Source organism: Burkholderia sp. MSMB617WGS, assembly GCF_001532025.2.
GTDB lineage: Bacteria > Pseudomonadota > Gammaproteobacteria > Burkholderiales > Burkholderiaceae > Burkholderia > Burkholderia savannae.
In genome coordinates, this window is the sequence record NZ_CP013458.1 from 2,105,535 (window position 1) to 2,122,487 (window position 16,953).

The window sequence follows — 16,953 nt, forward strand, 5'->3', positions numbered from 1 at the left end:
TTGAACGAGCCGCGACACCGGCCGCGCGCGAACGCCCGCCTGCCTCGGCCCACGCACGCCGTTACGACAGCGCCGGCATCTGCCCCAGCGGCGCGAGCGCCTCGCCCTGCGCCTCGTCCCGCGCCGCGCTCGCCCGCTCCTCGCCGAAGAACCCCAGGATCGCCGTGCGAACCTGCTCCTGCTGCTGACGCCCCTCGAGGTCCAGGAAGTGCCCCGCCTGCCGGATCGTCGCGAACTCCGCCCGGCGCACGTACGCCGCCAGCCGACGCACGTCCGACGACGTCGTGTACTCGTCCAGCTCCCCGTTGATGAACTTCACGTCGCAGCCGATGTTGCGGAATTCCGGCAGGTACTGCTCCGGCTGCATCGACAGAATCTGGTCGACGTGGAACGCCACCTGGTCCTGCTCCTTGCGCGGCAGCTTCGTCAGGTAGCGGTAGTTGTACAGCTTCATGATCCGCGGCAGGTAGCGGCCCACCGTGTCGTTCAGCAACTGCGCCGCCTTCAGGTTCTCGCCCGCCGCGATGTGATCGCGCGCGCGCGTCACGTAGTCCGTCATCGCGTCGTTCAGGAACGGCGAGAACGACGCGACCACCGCACGCCGCACGCTCGCGCAGCCCCGCGACAGCGCGAACAGCGACGCCACCCCGCCCCACGACACCGACAGCAGGTAGCTCGGCTCGAACCGCTCGGCCAGGTGCAGCAGAATCTCGACCTCGTCGTCCTTCGTCAGAATGTACTCGCCCGGATTGTGCTGGCGCGACTGACCCGCGTACGGCAAATCGAAGCACACCGCGTTCAGGCGCTCGCCCAGGTAGCGAATCGTCTGGCCGAACGACGCCGTCGTCGCCAGCGCGCCGTTCACGAGGATGGCCGTCTCGAAGGCCGGATCGAACACGTGACGCTCGACGTGGACCTTCAGTCCGCTCGGCAGCGCAACGACCTGTTTCTCGATAGGCATGGCGTTTCTCCCGCATCTGCTCGGCAAATGAGCTGATCCCGCGCCCTTCTCGGACGCCTCCACGTAGCCGCCCGCCCTCCCGCGCGATCTGCCCGCCCTGCCTCGCGCGCGCCGTGACGACTACCCACTCGCCGGAGCCGCGCATCGCCATGCCGCATTCGCAACAGGCAATACGCCTCCCCGGGCCTGTCGCGGTTCCCCCGCTCCCTTTAGCCCGTGGTCTCCAGCGCCTCTATCTCGCATGACGCCTCTTGATGGAATAAATACTTTCCGACGTCTTGCCGCCCGAATTACCGTTGCGCGGCGACGTGTGTTATTGAACCGAGGATTCTGCGATGCAGCATAAGATATCGAATCCTAAATGTAAACATTTTTAATTCGATTTTCATTTTTCGAAGCAAGTTTCGAAAATGCACTCTCTTATCACCATCATGTCGATATGGAATTATCGAATAAGCCCAATCGAGCATTTACGGCACCACTTTTGAAAAACGACATCGCACCCTTATCTCGATCCGAGCGCACACGCGAGAATCGCCGCCGCCGAAACCGCGCCGGCGCACGCGGGCCGAGCTCAACGTCCGCCGTTCGCGAGCCCCATGTACATCACGCGGCTATTGTCCGCCGGGTCGACCATCACCCGCACTCGCTCGCCGACGCGCGGGATATTCCCCAAATCGATGAATTGCTTGATCGTCACGTCCCACGATGCGCCATTGTGGTGAATGCGCAGCTCGACGCGCATCATCGGCACGTTATTCAGCGTCACACCGGTTTGGCCGATATTCACGACATCGGCCACGGCCTCATAACCATTCTTCACAACGGTCTGAGCCCGAACCGACGACATGACCGTCGACAAAGTCATTGACGTCGTCACTACCACGAAAATCAAGACAATCGCCACCAATACGCCGACGACGCTGATTATCGAAGTCTGGAACATAAATGCGCTCCCTTTCCGTCAATAAGACACTCCTGGTTGATTTCGAGAAGAGCCTCGATTACTCCCCCCGTAAATCGACGGTTATACGATAGTTTCATGATCGTCCAATCAGCTTTCGCGACGAAGACGCAACGCGCCGCACGTCGCGAAAGCCGTCCGACCCGCCGCATCGCCCACATGGCGGCCTGCGGCCGGCTCGATGCGCGGCCGCTCGGTTACTTGCGCGCTTCGTTCAGCGTCGCGTCGCTCGTCTCCTTAGTGGACGAGGTCGACGAAGTCGTCGGAGTCGACGTGGCCGCCGCCGACGACGACGGCGAGCGCACCGAATCGATCGCCTTGCGCGTGCGCGTCGACGTCGCCTGCACCGCCTCGTCGGTCGCCGAGCGCACGCCCTGGTTGACCTGCGACGTCGCCGCCTGCGTCACCTGCTCCTTCACCGACTGGAACAGCTGACCCAACTGCGCATGGCTGCTCATCGAGATGAGCCCCACCACGATCCCTGCCACGATTTGCTTCGTCATCGACATCTCTCCATCCTCACAAAAGATTGAAACGGGCGCGCCGGCGCGCGCCCGGAATTCGCCTGTGCACTGCCAGGCGTCGCGCGGCGCGCGACGACGCCCGCGCGCGAAGCGCGCCGACGCCGACGCAGCTGCCCACGCAGCCGAACCGCATCACTTTCCGGTCCTGAACGGCGCGAAGAAGATCGACGGCATTTCCTCCGGGAAGCCGACGGCGTTGGTCGGACGCAGGTCGCGCATGTCGACGTTGAAGTCGTAGGTCTTCTGACGCTGCTGGTTGTCCTGGTGGATCATCACCTGCTTGTCGACCGCGGACTTGATCGACGACATGTGCTCGAGCATCTTCGAGCCCACATCCTGCACGTTGCCGATCAGGTTGCTCGCGTTGCTCGACGACGCCGTCGACAGATTCGGAATCGAATCCATGAACGGCTTGGCCATCGAGCCGCTCGCATCCTGCCCGTACTGGTGCGCGTTATTGCATGCGGCGAAGATTTCCTTCGGATCAATCATGTCTTGCTCCTTTTCAATGTGCGCGCCCTGCGGCGCATGAATACCGATGCTCGACGCATCACGACGGACACCTGAACGACTGCAGGATGCCCGACCATATCGGCGACGGCAGCGTGAGCGCCTGCCATTCGATGCGTACCGTGCCGAGGCTCGTCTGATACAGCCGCTCGCGACGGTCCGCCGTACCCGTGCCGCCGATCGCCTGCCCCGCGTCGAAGAAGCGGAACAGCGCCCACGGCCCGTCGAACTGCAACGTCGTCATCCGGCCGTCGACGGACTTCAGTTGCAGCTTGATCGCGAGCTGCGTGTTCTGGTTGGTCCAGTCGATCCGGTGCGGCGACGTCACGCCGTGCGCGAAGCGCAGCGTCTGTCCGCCGACCACGAGCTGCGCTTCGGACAACTGCGAATCCATGTCGATGAAGCGCAGCACGGTCGACACACGCAAGTGCCCCGAATCGTCGAGCATCGCGCCGCGAATGCGGTCGGCCGTCTCGTACGAATTGAGGACCGACTGGCTGACCATCCCGTTCGGCCCGCCGTTCGAGCGCAGCGCCTGCCACGGCTTCGCGGACGTGTCGACGTACGCGGCGAGGTGATCGCGGAAGTACGTCGCCATCAGGCCTTGCGAGCTGAACAATCGTTCGAAGTCCTCGACGCCCGCGTCCGCCTGCGTGTTGCGGCGCAACGGATAGCGGCCCGTGAAGCCCTGATCGCAGACCATCTTCGTCGCGCCCGCCGCGCCGCGATTGAGCAACGCGCCGGATTCGCGCGTCGTCATCGTGCTGCCGCTGCTCACGAGGTCGAGCATGATTCCGCGCACGGGCTCCGGCTGACGCGCGGCCGTCTCCTTCAGCCGCGAGAACGCGTCGTACTGCGCGGGCAGCACCTGGCCCGCCTGCAGCGCGCCGTTGACGAGCCCGAGCTGCCGATACAGCGGCTCGAACAGGCGCGACAGCGGATTGGTGGCCACCGAGCTGTTGCGGTTCAACTGCGCGGCGAGCTGGCGGATCGCCTGGAAGTGCTCTTCGACGACGTGCTCGGGCAGCAGCACGGTCCGATAGTGCTGGCCGCTCAGCTCGCCGACGATCTGCCGCCGGCCCTTCTCGAAGCGGTACTTCTGCCGATCGATCCAGCTGTCGATGTTGCCTTCGTCGCTCGCGCCCGTGAGCGTCGTCTCGCGCGCGGCGAAGCGCAGCAGGTTCGCGAGCGGCGACTGCGCCTCCATCATCGCGGCCGCGAGCTGCGACGCGTCGTCGAGCCCCGTCACGCCGCGCACCGTCACGTCGTTCAGGAAGTTCTGCCAGGCGCCGATGTAGTCCTGAAGGAACTGGTTGCGCGCGGAATCGGCGAGCTTCTGCACGAGCCCGTCGATCTGGAAGCTGTTGCCCGACAGCGTCTCGTCGCGCAGCACCCAGCTCTCTTCCTCGAGCATCGCGCGCGCGCTCTTCTGCAACCTCGGCAGGAACACGTCCGTGTAGCCCGCGCGCGTGAACCAGCCGGACACCGCGGTATCGGTCGACGGCACGTTGCTGCGCATGCGCAGGCTCATCGCCGCCTCGAAGCCCGCCGCGCGCGACAGCGAAATGTCGTTCACCTGCTGCGGCAGCCCCTGTGCGTGGATGTGCTGCAGCACGCGCGTGACGAGCGGAATCTGCGCGGCCTTCGCGCGCGCCGAGCGCACGAGGTTCGCGTCCTCCGGCGTCGCCGGCACGTTCTTCAGCGATATCAGCGTGCGCACGTGCGCGAGCAGCGAGCGCCGGTCGTCGTCCGAGTACTGGCCGCCCGACAGCGTGTCCCAGCGGCCGTCGAGCCAGCGCACGACGTCGTCCGCCGAGCGTCGATCAGGACGGCAAAGCATCAGGTAGACCTTCAGCGTCTGGTAAATGTCGCCCGGCGTGCCGTCGACCTGCGACACGAGCGTGCGCCGCACTTCGTTGTACAGCTCCGGCATCAGCATCTTCTGCAAGTGCCGGTAATAGGTGTCGCGCGCCGTCTCGGCGACGAGCCCGTGCTCGAAGTACGGCGTCGCCATCCCCTGCGCGGCGTCCTCGGCCTGCAGCTGCGCGTAGCGCATCTGGTTCGCGATCTCGATGAGCGTCGAGCCGCCGTCGTTACCGTACGACGCATCGGCCTGCGCGAGCCGCTTCGCCTCGGTGAACTGCGCCCACACGCCGTCGAGGTAGTCGCGCTCGGTGACGTAACCCCAGCCGAACCACAGCAGGAGGCCCAACACGACGATCGGCACCGCGCTCCAGCGCAGCGCGTCGCCCAGGCGGCCGCGCCACGATTTCGGGCCGCTCGGCCGCACGGCGTCGCGCTCGAGCGACACCTGCCGGATGAGCGGCGTCCACAGCTCGTTCAGCGACCGCGACGGCACCGGCAGCCCCGCCGCGCCGGCGCCCGCCGCGGCCGCCGGATGCGCATCGGCGAGCTCGGCCATCGAGCCGAGCCACACGCCGCGCAGCCGCGCGGCCGTACGCGTGTCGCCCGGCGCGAGCGCGACGTGCAGCCATGCGACGAGCGCCTTCTGCATGCGGCTCAGCGTCTCGACGAAGCGCAACTGCGCATGGTTCATCGACACCTCGGTCGCGGCGGGCGCGGAATACAGCACCTGCTGCTGCACCCGCTGCTGCAGGCCTTGCAGCGCGTATTGCCACGTCGCGTCGGCGCGCGCGGCGTCAGCCTCGGCGCCGTCGTCAGGCAGGCTGAAGCCGACGCCCCTCACCCACTTCGACGCGTCCAGCAGCGACAGCGTCGACACCGCGCCGTCGAGCCGATCGAGCCCGTTCAGCGCGACGTACACCTGCACCTGCTGGCCGAACGCCTCGTGCATCTCGTCGAGCCGCGCGCGCACCGAGTCCGCGAGACGCTTGCGCGCGTCGAGCGGCGCATCGATCATGTCGACGCCGTCGAGGCACAGCACGACGCCGCTGATCGGCGCGCCCTTGCGCAGCCGGCGCATGCCGCGCAGCAGCTTGCGCCAAGCTTCGAGCTCGGCCTCGTCGACACCCGCGCGCAGGCTCCAGCGGCCGCCGACGTCGAACCACACCGCTTCGCGCGTGATCCGGAAGTTGAAATCGTCGCCGCGGCCGTACGTCGCGTCGGAACCGAGCACGCGGTCCTGCACCGAGCCCGACACGTTGACCGCCTTCGCGACGAAGCTCGTCTTGCCACTGCCTTCCGAGCCGAGCACCAGATACCACGGCAGCGTCGCGCGATGCTGGCGCGTGAGCGCGCCGACCCAGCGCTTCCAGCGGCCGCGCGGCTCCTTCTGCCAGCGCTCCTTCAGTTGCTGGTCGAGGGTGCGCAGATGCTTGTCGACGAAATCGAGCTGCTTCGTCTTCGGCGCGACCTTGACCTGCCGCGGACTCATCGCGAGCCGCGCCCAAAGGCGCGCAAGCGTCGGCCAGAAGCCCCAGATCAGCACCAGCGCGACGAGGATCTCGCGCACCCACACGGGGCCGAGCGGGTGATAGATGCCGAACGCGAAGAGCGGCCCCACCCACCAGATCAGGATCGCGATCAGGATCGCCGCGAATACTCTCAAGCTCGTGCGAATCATGGTTGACGGCCCTCCGTCGTCGCATAAGGCAGTTGTCCTTCAGGCGCGATCTCGACGCCTTCCGGCATCGCCGGGCGCATCGGGACCTGGCCGGGCTTCTCCGGCTGCTGCAGGTTCAGGTTGCGGTCGTGGCGCTGCGCGCCGTCGGGAATCACCTTCCACAGCACGTCGACGCGGCGGTTGCGTTCGTACGCGGCGGGCGTCTTTGCCGTGTCGATCGGCTGCCCGTCGCCGCGCCCCGAATACTCGATGTTGCGCTGCACCGAGTTCTCCGGCGCGCGCGCGCCGCCCGGCAGCGCGGTCTTGCGCAGTTCGTCGGCGACGGTGCGCGCCCGCGCTTCCGACAGCGCCTGGTTGTCCGGGAACTCGCTCGTGCGAATCGGCCGCGAATCGGTGTGGCCGATCACCTCGAGGTCGCCCGGCCACGGCGCGAACGCGAGGCCGAGCCGCTCGATGTTGTGCATGAAGTCCGGTCGCACGTTCGCCTTGCCCACGTCGAACGCGCCATCGCTCTTGAACACGAGCAGCCAGCCTTGCGGATGCTTGTACGCCGTGAGCCACCCTTCCGTCAGGATCTGCGGCAGCGGCGGCGGCAGCGTCTCCGCGATGTTGATCGTGCGCGTGGGCGGCATCCACGCGGCGAGCGCGTTGCGGATCGGCCGCCCCTGCGAATCGAGCCACAGGCTGATCGCGCCGTAGGCGAGCGCCAGCACGCCGAGCGCGACGACCGCCGCGCGGCCGGCCGTCCACCACGAGCGGCGCCGCTTCGCGGGCGTGACGAGATCGGTGCCGAGCGGCTCGGGCGGCACGTGATGCCAGATGAGCGCATGCAGCTGCGAGCGCAGGTCCTGCAACAGCACGTCGCCGCGATCGAGCACGCGGTAGCGGCCCTGCCAGCCGAGCGACAGGATCAGTTCGTAGAACGACAGAAGCGAGATCGGCGGCTCGGGGGCCTTCATCCAGCGCGACAGGTCGGCGAACGCGTCCTCGCCGCCCCACGCGTCGTCGTGGAATTCGACGAGCAAGCTGCGCTCGCCGTCGTAGACGACCTGCGAGTGCTCGCGCGCCGAATCGTTGACGGTCTCGTCGAGATACGTGCAAAGCAAGTACGACGCGTCGCGGATCTGCTCCCATTCGCAGCCGGAGCCGGCAAGCCGCTCGCGGTAGAGCCGCACTTCGAGCCCGAGCTGCGTGCGGATCGCGGCCTGGTTGAGCGGCCCGGCCGCGAGATGCCGCTGCAATTGCAGCACCGCGGGCAGCGCGTGCGACACGAACGGGTTGTTCCAGCTCGCCTGCTGCAACCCCGCCTTCATGATCGCGGCCTGCTCGCCCTGCGGGTTGTAGACGACGGGCGACGCCCCGCGCGTGTCGGCGGGCGCCGCGGCGCCGCCCGGCACCGGGAATTGCAGCACGGCGGGATTGCGGGGCGAGCCGTCGGCATGCGGCAGCGCGTCGCTCACGGGATGCGCGCTCGCCGCGCCGCCCGACGATGTGAAGCTCGGCGCACCCGAGCTCGCCGCGCCGCCCGACGCGGCGACGTTCGTCGTGCCGGTGGTCGACACGGCGGAACTCGACATCGCCGCGCTCGACAGCGACGACAGCGTCGGAATCCGCGTCGCGAGATCCGGATTCGCCGCCGCGCGATCGAGCATGTTGGACGCCATCGATACGCGGCGCAGCGTGGTGGACAGGTTTCGTAGCAGGCTCATAGCAGATTGCGTCTCATGTCGTGGGTCACGCCACCTTGCCGTCTCTCAGCCCCCAGGCTTCGAAGCGAAGATCGGGGAAATCGCCGACGATGCGCAGCGCCATCGCCGAGCCGGCGAGGGTCTGCTTCCAGAACGGGTCGGTCGATTCCACTTCGAAGTACGTGCTTTGGGCGTAGTAGGGAATCTGGCGCGGGGGATTGGGCAACGCGTTCAGACGCGCGCCCGGCAGTTGCAGGTCCACGAGCTTCTGGATCTGCTCGACGGCGCCCAGCTTCGTCTGCTGCGGCAGCAACTGCCGCAGCTTCTCCGCCGGCATTGCGGCCGAAAACGCGAAAATCAGTTTCTTCAGGTTCCACTGCTTGTCGATGATGCAGATGTGCACCTGATCGCCGCGATCCTCGAAGCGCAGCGGCAACACCGGCGTCTCGATCACGCGCGCGAGCGCCTGGCGCAGCATCATCGCGAGCGGCTCGAAGCTCGTCTGAAGATCGTCGTGGTTGTAGCCGAGCTCGCGATCGGCGAGCTCCTCGTCGACGCCCGGCAGCACGCTCAGGCGCCCGAGCAGGCCGACGAGCTCGTGGTACAGCATCGCGGGCGGCAGCGGATCGAACGCGTCGAGGTTCGCGAGACGCATCCGGTACTCGGCGATCGCCTGGCGCAGCAGCAGCTCGATCAGATCGGCGACGCCGCCGCCCGTCGACAGCACGCGCTGCGCTGACGTGCTCGCGAGCCGCACGCGCAGCGTGCTCTGCAATTCGTCGATCAGCGAGCGCAGCACGAGATGCGCGCGCGTGTCGAGCAGCGGCGGGATGAAGCGCGGATCGAGCGACACCGTGCGGCTCGCATTGCGGCCCGCGACGCGCGCGATCGGCAGCGCGACTTCATCCGAACGCAATTGCGACTTCCAGCAAAGGCGCGAAACGAGCTGGCCCGTCTCGATCGTCAGGCGCCGCGGCGTGCCGGGCGCGTCGAGCCCGACCGCGAGATCGGGCACTTCGGTCGACACCGCGCGATAGCGCGACGCCGATGCGACGTCGCCGAACGCCATCTCCGGGCCGCCCGTGCGCGCGGCTTGCAGCGCGAGGCACGCGATGTCGCCCGCCTGCGCGAGCTCGGTCTCGAGCGGCGGCGGCAGCGGATCGTCGGACGGCAGCGAGAACGCGGTGCCGTCCTGGAACACGCCGCGCGCGTGGCGCAGCCCGAGCCTGCCGAGCCCGAGGCCGTCCTGATCGAGATCGAGCAGCGTGAAGCCCCAGCCGTGATTCGACGTCTGACCGAGCCGCAGTGCGGCCTGATGCGCGAGATGCCGCTCGAGCTGCTGGAAGTGCTGCGTCTCGATCAGCATGCCGTCGCTCCACGCGACCGGTCCTACCGGCAGACTACTCATTGCCTGCTTCTCCTTGTCCCATAGGTGGTTTTCGTCTTGCGCTCGGGCGACGGCTCGTCGATGCGCACGGCCGATGCGGACATCACACCGCCGACGGGCACCGGCCCCGGCAACAACGCGTTGTAGATGCCGTCGCGGTCAAGCCAGACGGCCATGTGAATCAATCCGCGGCCCTCGACGCGCACGCGCAGCGGCGCGTAGTTCGCCGGCCGACGCGCGTAGTCGGCGTCGGCGACGAGCCAGAGATCGCCCGAGCGCGGCAGGCTCAACGAGAACTGCAGCACCTGGTTCGGCGCGATCACGTGGCGCGAATCGGCGACGACCGTGCTGTCCTGCCCGCGCGATGCGCACGACGAATCGTCGCCGCCCTGCGTCGGCAGCCAGTCGGCCGCGGTCACGACGTACACGCACGTCTGAATCGGACGCGCCTCGCCAGCCGGCGCGGCGTTCAGGCGGCCGCCGCCGACGAGCGTCACGTGCAGTTGCCGCGGTTCTTCCGGCTTCGACGACGAGAACGCCGAACAACCGGCGAGCACGCCGAGCGCGAGCGCCGCCGCGATCGATTTGAAGGGGCCCATCTTGCGACGCACGATGTTCAGCTGAGAGTCATCGTGATCGTCTGCGACGGAACAGCGGAAAAACCGGCCGTGTTCTGGTTGTTCGGCAGGTTGGTGTCCGTGAGCCGCGTCTGCGGCGCACCCTGGATCATCACCTTGCTCGAGCCTTTCGCGTGTCGCGACGGCCCCGACACCGTGCCCGACGCGACGCCGCCCATCGAGCCCGGCTCGTCGCTGTGAGTGACCGGAATGATCGTGTTCAGGTTGTGCACCGGACCGCCCGCATAGATGATGTTCGGCACGTTCGGCACGGCCTCGGGCTTGTTCGCGATGTTCGTGTACGGCATGGGAATGGCGAGGGGCGGCGTCTTGCAGACGTCGTTCCCCGGCGCGATCGCCATCCCCCCGGCTGAGCAATTTGCAAACATGACTACCTCCTTCAAGAAACCGGGCGCGAGCGACGCTCAGCCCATGTGAATCTGGCCTGCGTCGATCTTCAGCAGCGACGCCGCGGTGACGACCGCGCTCTTCGCGTGCATCGCCATGTGCCGCTCGGTGTGGACGACCGTGCTGCCCGCGTGCGTCGCGTCGGTGCCGCTCACGTGCGTCTGGCGCTCGGCCGCCGCCTGCGTCACCACCTGCGCGCGGCTCGCGAGCTGCGCGGCCTCGAGCGACAACCGATCGCGCGCCTCGACGCGCACGTCGCGCGCGCGAAGCGCGACGTGCGCGTCGCCAAAATCCAATAAGACCTCGCGGTTCTTCTCACCGCGCTTTTCGCCGCCCGCCGCGCCGCGCTCGAGCACCGCGAGCACCCAGCAGTGCTCGCCTTCGCGGCAGATCTGCACGAGATCGCCCGGCTCCGGCGCGACCACGCAGCTCACCGCCTTCCTCGCGCGCAGCACGACGCCCGGCTGCACCGCGACGGGCCATTCGCCCGCCGCCGTGCGCTTGCCGTCGATGCGCGCGAGCGTCGTCGACGCGGCGGCGGGCGAGGACGATGCCCGCGCATCCGCCGGCTCGGCTTGCTCGCATGCCTTCTCATCGCGCACGCGCGCACCGCCCTTCATGATCCGCGTCAGCGCGTGACGCGACGCCGCGTCGTCGTCCGATTCGTATGCAAGCGCGTCGTGCGCGACAACCATTTCCCGCATGCTCATCGTCAAACTCCTCTTGCTCCCGGTTGGACTCGTTGCCACCAAAGCTGATCATCAGCGCCGGTGGCTTCCTCGAATACCGCATCCCGCGTGTCGGCCGCCGCCCACACCGGGCGAAGCTGGCCGATCAGATTGCCGCCTCGGCAATCGGCGCCGCGCAGGTCGACGCGCTCCAGATGCAGGCCGCGTGCATCGAGCTGCTGCAAGTGCGCGCCGGACAGGTTCACGCGCGTGAGCCACGCGTCGCGCAACGCGATCCGCTGCGCGCGCACGCCCTGCAGCGAGCTGTCCGACACGCTCGCGCTGTCGAAGATCGCCTGCGGCAAGTCGCTGTTCGTCACGGTCAGGCCGTTGACGGTCGCATGATCGAAGCTCGCGAGCGGCAGCCGGCTCGCGTGGATCTCGCCCGTCGCCCACGTGCTGTGCGACCACGCGGCCTGCTTCAGCTCGCAGCCCTGCACGGTCAACCGCTCGATGCGCGAATCGATCCAGCGCACGTTGACGCCGCGGCATTCGACGAGCACCGCGTGCTGAAAACCGCTTTGCCCTGCGATCAGGTTCTCCAGCCCGACGGATTCGAGCCGCAGTTCGGCCAATTGGCTGCCGATCCACGACGTGTCGCTCCAGTGCCCGCCGCGCAGCGTGACGCCCGCGTAGTCGCCCGCGACGAGCGACACGTGCGCGCCGCGCACGCCGTCGAACAGCCAGCGCGCGCCCTTCGACTGCGCGCACACGACGTCCTTCAGCAAGCTGCCCGTCCACGTGCCGCCCTCGATCTCGCATTCGCTGAACGACACGCCTTGCAACGCGCTCTGCGTCCACGCGCTCGCCCGGAGCCGGCTCGACTCGTACGTGAGCTTCATCAGCTCGCAGCGATCGAAGCGGTTCGCATCGAACGTGCAGTTCACGAAGCGCAGGTTCGACAGCCGGCAGCCCGTCCATTCGACGCGGTCGAAGTGGCAATCGACGAACAGCGTGTCCGCCAGCGCGACGTCGCGCTGCGGCAACGTGTAGTGCTGCCCCTCGACGACTTCGGGCAGCGGCGGCGGCGGCACCGTCGAGCGGATCTTGCTCATCACACCCTCCTCGGCACGTCGAGCTGGCCGGCGTTCAGATTGCCGCGCCACGCGCCTGCTTCCGGCGGGTGAATCCACGACGTGCGGACCCGAACGAGATTGCAGTCGCGCATGCGCGTCTGCCGCATGTCGGCGCCATAGAACATTGCCTCCTTCAGCGAGCAGCGGTCGAACGACGTGCCCGTCAGTTGCGCGTGCATCACGTTCGCGCCGTCGAGCACCGTGCGGCTCCAGTGCGACTGCTGCGCATGCAGATGCTGCGCGTTCAGTTGCATGAACGAGCAGTGGTCAACCTGCACGCGGTCCGCACGCAGCTCCTGCAGGCTCGACGACTTGAGCACGCAGTCGGTGAGCCGCGCGCCGTTGATCGACGTGCCGTGCGACAGCACCGCGAACGTGAGCATGCTGCGCTGCCAGACGCTCGCGGACAAGTCGGTCAGCAAAATGCTCGGCTTCGCGAGCGTGCATTGCGACACCGCGAGGCCCGCCATCGCGCATTCGACGATCGCGAGATCGTCCGCGCGCACGCGCGTCCAGGTCCAGCCGGGCGCGCTCACCTCGGACCACGACACCGAGTTCCATTCGACATCCTGAACGTCGCCGCGCACGCCGCCGCGGCCCTGCACCGACAGCATCGACCACGAGCCGCCCGCCACTTTCAGATCGTCGAGCCGGCATTCGTCGATCGAGATCCGCTCGATCTCCACGTTCAGCCACGCACTGCGCTCGAGATTGCAGCGCTGGATCTTGCCGCCCTTCCACCAGCCGTCGCTCATCTTCACGTCGGCGAACGAGCAGTCGACCGCATGCACCTGATTGAGCCGGCAGTTCGTCCATTCGCTGCGATCGAGCGTGCAGCGCTCGAAGCGCACTTCGTCGAACTTCCAGCCGTCGAAGCGCAGCGACGACAGATCGGCGTCGCGAATCGTGACGTTCGCGAGCTCGGGCGTCTTCGCCTGACGCAGCCGCGTGCGCCAGTTTTCGCCGCCGCGCGGCGCGCCCGGCAGCTTCGCGTTGCGATTCGCTTCCTCGAACGCCGACAGCCGTTCGCTTGCGTCGCGCGCCTCGACGAGCTGCCGACGGTTCTGCTCGACCCGCGCACGGACTTCTTCGTAGCCGCGCGGCGCCGGTGCGAAGCGCGGATGGTCTTCCGTGTCGAGGATCATCTCCCAGGTCCAGCCCCTCGCGACAGCGGGCATCAGTTCGTGATCCGCCTGTTGCAGCGGATCGGTGCAGTTCAGGTCCGCGCGCTGATCGGCGAATTTCATCACCGCGTCGACGTCGATCCGCTCGGCCTCGTCCTTGAATGCGGTGACGAGCATCGTCGGGCTGTCGTCGAGCAGGAAATCGAGCGCGACCGCGCCGTTCCACCACAGCACGCCGATGCCGCGATCGGGCAGGAACCACACCGTCTGCTGCTTGAACGACAGGCGCTCGATGCCCGGGCGGCCGTTGCGCGTCACGAGCGCCACGGGCACGAGGCGCGGCAGCTCGCCCGCGAAGCCCTCGCCCTGCGGCCCGAAGCCGCTCAGCTCGAAACGCGCGCCGGGCGTCCAGCATTCGCCGCGCGCCCATTGATCGGGCGCCGCCTGCTGGAAGAAGCGCAAATCGACGTTCGCGGGCCAGCCCATGTGCGTGCCGTCCTGCGCCATCGCGTCGACCGTGCCCGGCCGCGTCGGCATCCATTGCGTGCGCTCGGGCCAGTCGCTGCCGATCGCGCCCATCGCCGCGAGCGGCGCAGGGCCGACGCCGAATGTGCGCAGCTGTTGCAGCGGCGGCGTGCCGGACGCCACGCCGAACGGGTTTTCCTGCGCGCCGCCCGCCGCCGCATGCCGGTGATCGATCGCGATGCGCGCGAAGCCGCCCTGCGCATGCTCGTCGCCGAGCTGCGTCGCGCACGAGACGACTTTGCGCACGCCGTCGAACTCGACCCATGCAGTCCAGTCGACATTGCGCGAGCTCGCGCCGGGCCCGACGGAATGCGTCGAATGGCCGGCGAGCAGCCATTCGGCGCGCTGCTTCGGCAGTGCCGATTCATACAGCGGCAGCGACGGCGCGGCTGCCTTCAGCGCTTCCCAGACAGCCGCTTCGTGTACGAGGATCGACGGCTGATCGAGCCTGAAGCCCATGCCGATGCTGATCCCGAGCATCGGCTGCGCGCCGATCTGCGTATTGGTCGTGGCCACGAGGGCCGCTTGTGGTTTGATATGTCGCATAGGTCAGTTCTTCGTCTGCATCCCGAGCTTTTTCAGATCGATGCCCACGTCCGAGTAGCTCGCGCCGATGTACGAGAAGCTGAATCCCGTCACCGACATGCTGCTGCCCGTCGTCGATACGCTCGAGCCCGTCGTGCCCACCGAACTGCCGGTGGCCGACATGCTCGAGCCCGTAATGCCCGTCGAGCTGCCCGTCGTCGACATCGACGTGCCCGTGATGCTCGTCGAGCTGCCCGTGTTCGACATCGACGTGCCCGTGATGCTCGTCGACGTGCCCGTCACCGACGTGCTCGTGCCCGTCATGCTGCTCGACGTGCCCGTGTACGACAGCGATACGCCGGTGGTGCTCTGCGACTGCCCGGTCGTCGACATGCTGACGTCGGTCCATGACGACGAGATGCCCGTCATGCTGTTCGACACGCCCGTCACGGAATTCTTGGAACCCGTCAAGCTCGTTGACACGCCGACGAACCCCGTGCTGATGCCGGTGAAGCTCGTGTCCACACCGACAAACGACGTCGATACGCCGGTGAAACCCGTGGTCACGCCGGTAAACGATGTCGACACGCCGGTGAAGCTCGTGCTCACGCCGGTAAACGACGTGCTCACGCCGGTGAAGCTCGCCGACACGCCGGTAAAGCTCACCGACAGCCCCGTGTACGACACCGAGATGCCGGTGAAGCTGACCTTGATGCCGACGACCGACGTCGACGTGCCATCCACCGACAGGTTCAAATCCTGCGCGATCGACGTCGAGCTGTTGCGCTCGACCGTCTGCTGCATGTCGCGCTCCGCGTGGATCATCACGCGCTCCGCGCCGTGCAGATCGTCGAACGTCAGTTGGCTCGCGTTCGGAATGCCGCCCGCGCGCTTGATCGAACGCGTGACGAGGCCCGTGTAGCGGATATCCTTCGGCAGATCGTACGGCGTCGGGTTTTCGCCGTTGTAGACGATCCCCGTCGCGAGCGGCCGGTCGAGATCGCCGTCGACATAAACGACGATCACTTCCTGCCCGACTCGCGGCATCGCGATCACGCCCCAGCCCTTGCCCGCCCATGCCTGCGTCACGCGAATCCAGCACGACGCGTCCGCTTCGGTCGTCTTGTAGCGATCCCAGTGGAAGTGCACGCGGATGCGCCCGAGCTTGTCGGTGTGCACTTCCGACATCTCCGGGCCCACCACCGTCGCGCTCTGGATGCCCGGCACCCGCGGCCGCTTGGTGACGAGCAGCGGGCGGAACGGCTGATCGTCGGCGAGCGCGCGGAACTTCACCGCGACGTTACGGCCTTGCGACGTACTATCCGGTCCGTCCTGAATGAACGTCAGCTCGCTGCTCGTCACGTAGTACCGACGATTGCGGCTCAACGCCGGATGACCGACCAGCGTGAACGCGCGGCCCGTCGCGAGCGCGCGTGCGTTCGCCTCGCCGACGAGCGAGTGCGAGTCCGCCTGGATCGCTTCGAGCCGCAAGCGCGCTCGCCGCTCGCCCTGCGCCGGATCGCTATAGCCGGTCGCATAGTCGTAGTACTCGAGCGGAATGCCGTCAAGGCTCGACAGCTCGACCTGCGCATCGCTGTCCAAGCGCTTCGACGGCGCGTGATAATCGAAGTCGCGCAGCGCGACGTTGCTCGACTTGATCCGCCGCGTACGCTGCAAGCGCTGCACGCCTTCGCGCCCCTGGATCGCACGCGATTCTTCGCCGTCCGGAAGATATTCGAGCTCGTCGTTCGGCAGCGGCAGATCATCGAAGCGCTGCGTGTCCGAGATCACGACGATGTGACTGTCCTTCTCGTGCTCGACCCAGAAATAGATCCCTTCGTCTTCCAGCAACCGCTTCACGAAGTTCAGATCCGTTTCCTGGAACTGCACGCAGTACTCGCGCGGCTCGTACGTGTCTTCGAGCTCGAACCGGTAACCGTTGCGCTGATGGCCCTGGAACACCTGCTCGACGATCTGCGGCACGCTCAAGTCCTGGAAGATCCGGCTGTTGCGGTTCTCCGAGAGGAACGACAGCCAGCTCTTCAATTCCAGCGTGTACGTGTACTGCCCGCTCATCTGGCCCGTGTCGTTCCCGCCGAACACGTGCGCGTTGAACGTGCGCACGTCGCCGCCGCCCAGATCGATGTCCGCCGACAGCGACGAGCCTAGCAACTCGTCGAAATCCAGATTCGGATCGCGGCTCAGCAGATCGAGCTGATACGACGGCTCCTGCGACAGGTTCTCGTGGACCACGAAGCTCAGTGCAACCGAATCCGGGTCCAACAGCGGACTGCGTAGTTCGATCAGACGCATATGGCCCCTCCCTCTGCCTTCGCATCCGCCGACGCACGTGCCTCGATACGGCAACGGGC

General features: G+C 67.2%; 13 protein-coding genes. All 13 read right to left on the reverse strand.

What is annotated here, in order from left to right; genetic code table 11:
• Nucleotides 1–61 precede the first annotated feature (61 nt).
• The 13 genes from WT60_RS30200 to vgrG all read right to left on the reverse strand — a co-directional run bounded on the left by WT60_RS30200 (nucleotide 62) and on the right by vgrG (nucleotide 16,894).
• On the reverse strand, nucleotides 62–961 hold the full coding sequence (locus tag WT60_RS30200) for an alpha/beta hydrolase (protein ID WP_038744245.1): 900 nt from the start codon (nucleotides 959–961) through the stop codon (nucleotides 62–64).
• Between the two features lie 574 nt (nucleotides 962–1,535).
• Nucleotides 1,536–1,811, reverse strand: coding sequence for a hypothetical protein (locus WT60_RS30210; RefSeq protein ID WP_059579720.1), 276 nt, complete (start codon nucleotides 1,809–1,811; stop codon nucleotides 1,536–1,538).
• A 311-nt stretch (nucleotides 1,812–2,122) separates the two neighbouring features.
• Nucleotides 2,123–2,434: a hypothetical protein gene (locus tag WT60_RS30220; RefSeq protein ID WP_059579704.1), complete on the reverse strand. Its 312-nt coding sequence runs from the start codon at nucleotides 2,432–2,434 to the stop codon at nucleotides 2,123–2,125.
• A 147-nt stretch (nucleotides 2,435–2,581) separates the two neighbouring features.
• Nucleotides 2,582–2,941, reverse strand: coding sequence for a DUF6277 family protein (locus WT60_RS30225; protein ID WP_038755417.1), 360 nt, complete (start codon nucleotides 2,939–2,941; stop codon nucleotides 2,582–2,584).
• Nucleotides 2,942–2,999: 58 nt separating this feature from the next.
• Nucleotides 3,000–6,503, reverse strand: a complete 3,504-nt coding sequence (gene tssM, locus WT60_RS30230) for a type VI secretion system membrane subunit TssM (RefSeq protein WP_038755419.1) — start codon at nucleotides 6,501–6,503, stop codon at nucleotides 3,000–3,002.
• On the reverse strand, nucleotides 6,500–8,155 hold the full coding sequence (gene icmH, locus WT60_RS30235) for a type IVB secretion system protein IcmH/DotU (protein WP_038755421.1): 1,656 nt from the start codon (nucleotides 8,153–8,155) through the stop codon (nucleotides 6,500–6,502). Before icmH ends, tssM begins: the two co-directional genes overlap by 4 nt.
• An 82-nt stretch (nucleotides 8,156–8,237) precedes the next feature.
• Entirely contained in the window at nucleotides 8,238–9,599 is a 1,362-nt protein-coding gene (tssK, locus tag WT60_RS30240; protein WP_038755423.1) for a type VI secretion system baseplate subunit TssK, read from the reverse strand.
• The gene (locus tag WT60_RS30245; RefSeq protein ID WP_060355704.1) at nucleotides 9,596–10,189 is read right to left on the reverse strand and encodes a type VI secretion lipoprotein TssJ; all 594 of its coding nucleotides are present in this window, start codon (nucleotides 10,187–10,189) and stop codon (nucleotides 9,596–9,598) included. Before WT60_RS30245 ends, tssK begins: the two co-directional genes overlap by 4 nt.
• A gap of 5 nt (nucleotides 10,190–10,194) precedes the next feature.
• On the reverse strand, nucleotides 10,195–10,584 hold the full coding sequence (locus tag WT60_RS30250; RefSeq protein WP_038755427.1) for a DUF4150 domain-containing protein: 390 nt from the start codon (nucleotides 10,582–10,584) through the stop codon (nucleotides 10,195–10,197).
• A 36-nt stretch (nucleotides 10,585–10,620) separates the two neighbouring features.
• Nucleotides 10,621–11,313, reverse strand: coding sequence for a DUF3540 domain-containing protein (locus WT60_RS30255; RefSeq protein ID WP_059645855.1), 693 nt, complete (start codon nucleotides 11,311–11,313; stop codon nucleotides 10,621–10,623).
• A 2-nt stretch (nucleotides 11,314–11,315) separates the two neighbouring features.
• Nucleotides 11,316–12,386, reverse strand: a complete 1,071-nt coding sequence (locus WT60_RS30260) for a pentapeptide repeat-containing protein (protein WP_060355705.1) — start codon at nucleotides 12,384–12,386, stop codon at nucleotides 11,316–11,318.
• Nucleotides 12,386–14,602, reverse strand: a complete 2,217-nt coding sequence (locus tag WT60_RS30265; protein WP_060355706.1) for a pentapeptide repeat-containing protein — start codon at nucleotides 14,600–14,602, stop codon at nucleotides 12,386–12,388. The genes WT60_RS30260 and WT60_RS30265 overlap by 1 nt, the downstream gene beginning before the upstream one ends.
• A 3-nt stretch (nucleotides 14,603–14,605) precedes the next feature.
• Nucleotides 14,606–16,894, reverse strand: a complete 2,289-nt coding sequence (vgrG, locus tag WT60_RS30270; protein ID WP_059645846.1) for a type VI secretion system tip protein VgrG — start codon at nucleotides 16,892–16,894, stop codon at nucleotides 14,606–14,608.
• Nucleotides 16,895–16,953: the final 59 nt, after the last annotated feature.

What these genes read in the sequence shown, in the direction of transcription:
- WT60_RS30200 (WP_038744245.1), bottom strand. Translation starts at nt 961, where the DNA reads ATGCCTATCGAGAAACAGGTCGTTGCGCTGCCGAGCGGACTGAAGGTC.
- WT60_RS30210 (WP_059579720.1), bottom strand. Translation starts at nt 1,811, where the DNA reads ATGTCGTCGGTTCGGGCTCAGACCGTTGTGAAGAATGGTTATGAGGCC.
- WT60_RS30220 (WP_059579704.1), bottom strand. Translation starts at nt 2,434, where the DNA reads ATGTCGATGACGAAGCAAATCGTGGCAGGGATCGTGGTGGGGCTCATC.
- WT60_RS30225 (WP_038755417.1), bottom strand. Translation starts at nt 2,941, where the DNA reads ATGATTGATCCGAAGGAAATCTTCGCCGCATGCAATAACGCGCACCAG.
- tssM (WP_038755419.1), bottom strand. Translation starts at nt 6,503, where the DNA reads ATGATTCGCACGAGCTTGAGAGTATTCGCGGCGATCCTGATCGCGATC.
- icmH (WP_038755421.1), bottom strand. Translation starts at nt 8,155, where the DNA reads ATGCTCGATCGCGCGGCGGCGAATCCGGATCTCGCGACGCGGATTCCG.
- tssK (WP_038755423.1), bottom strand. Translation starts at nt 9,599, where the DNA reads ATGAGTAGTCTGCCGGTAGGACCGGTCGCGTGGAGCGACGGCATGCTG.
- WT60_RS30250 (WP_038755427.1), bottom strand. Translation starts at nt 10,584, where the DNA reads ATGTTTGCAAATTGCTCAGCCGGGGGGATGGCGATCGCGCCGGGGAAC.
- WT60_RS30255 (WP_059645855.1), bottom strand. Translation starts at nt 11,313, where the DNA reads ATGAGCATGCGGGAAATGGTTGTCGCGCACGACGCGCTTGCATACGAA.
- WT60_RS30260 (WP_060355705.1), bottom strand. Translation starts at nt 12,386, where the DNA reads ATGAGCAAGATCCGCTCGACGGTGCCGCCGCCGCCGCTGCCCGAAGTC.
- WT60_RS30265 (WP_060355706.1), bottom strand. Translation starts at nt 14,602, where the DNA reads ATGCGACATATCAAACCACAAGCGGCCCTCGTGGCCACGACCAATACG.
- vgrG (WP_059645846.1), bottom strand. Translation starts at nt 16,894, where the DNA reads ATGCGTCTGATCGAACTACGCAGTCCGCTGTTGGACCCGGATTCGGTT.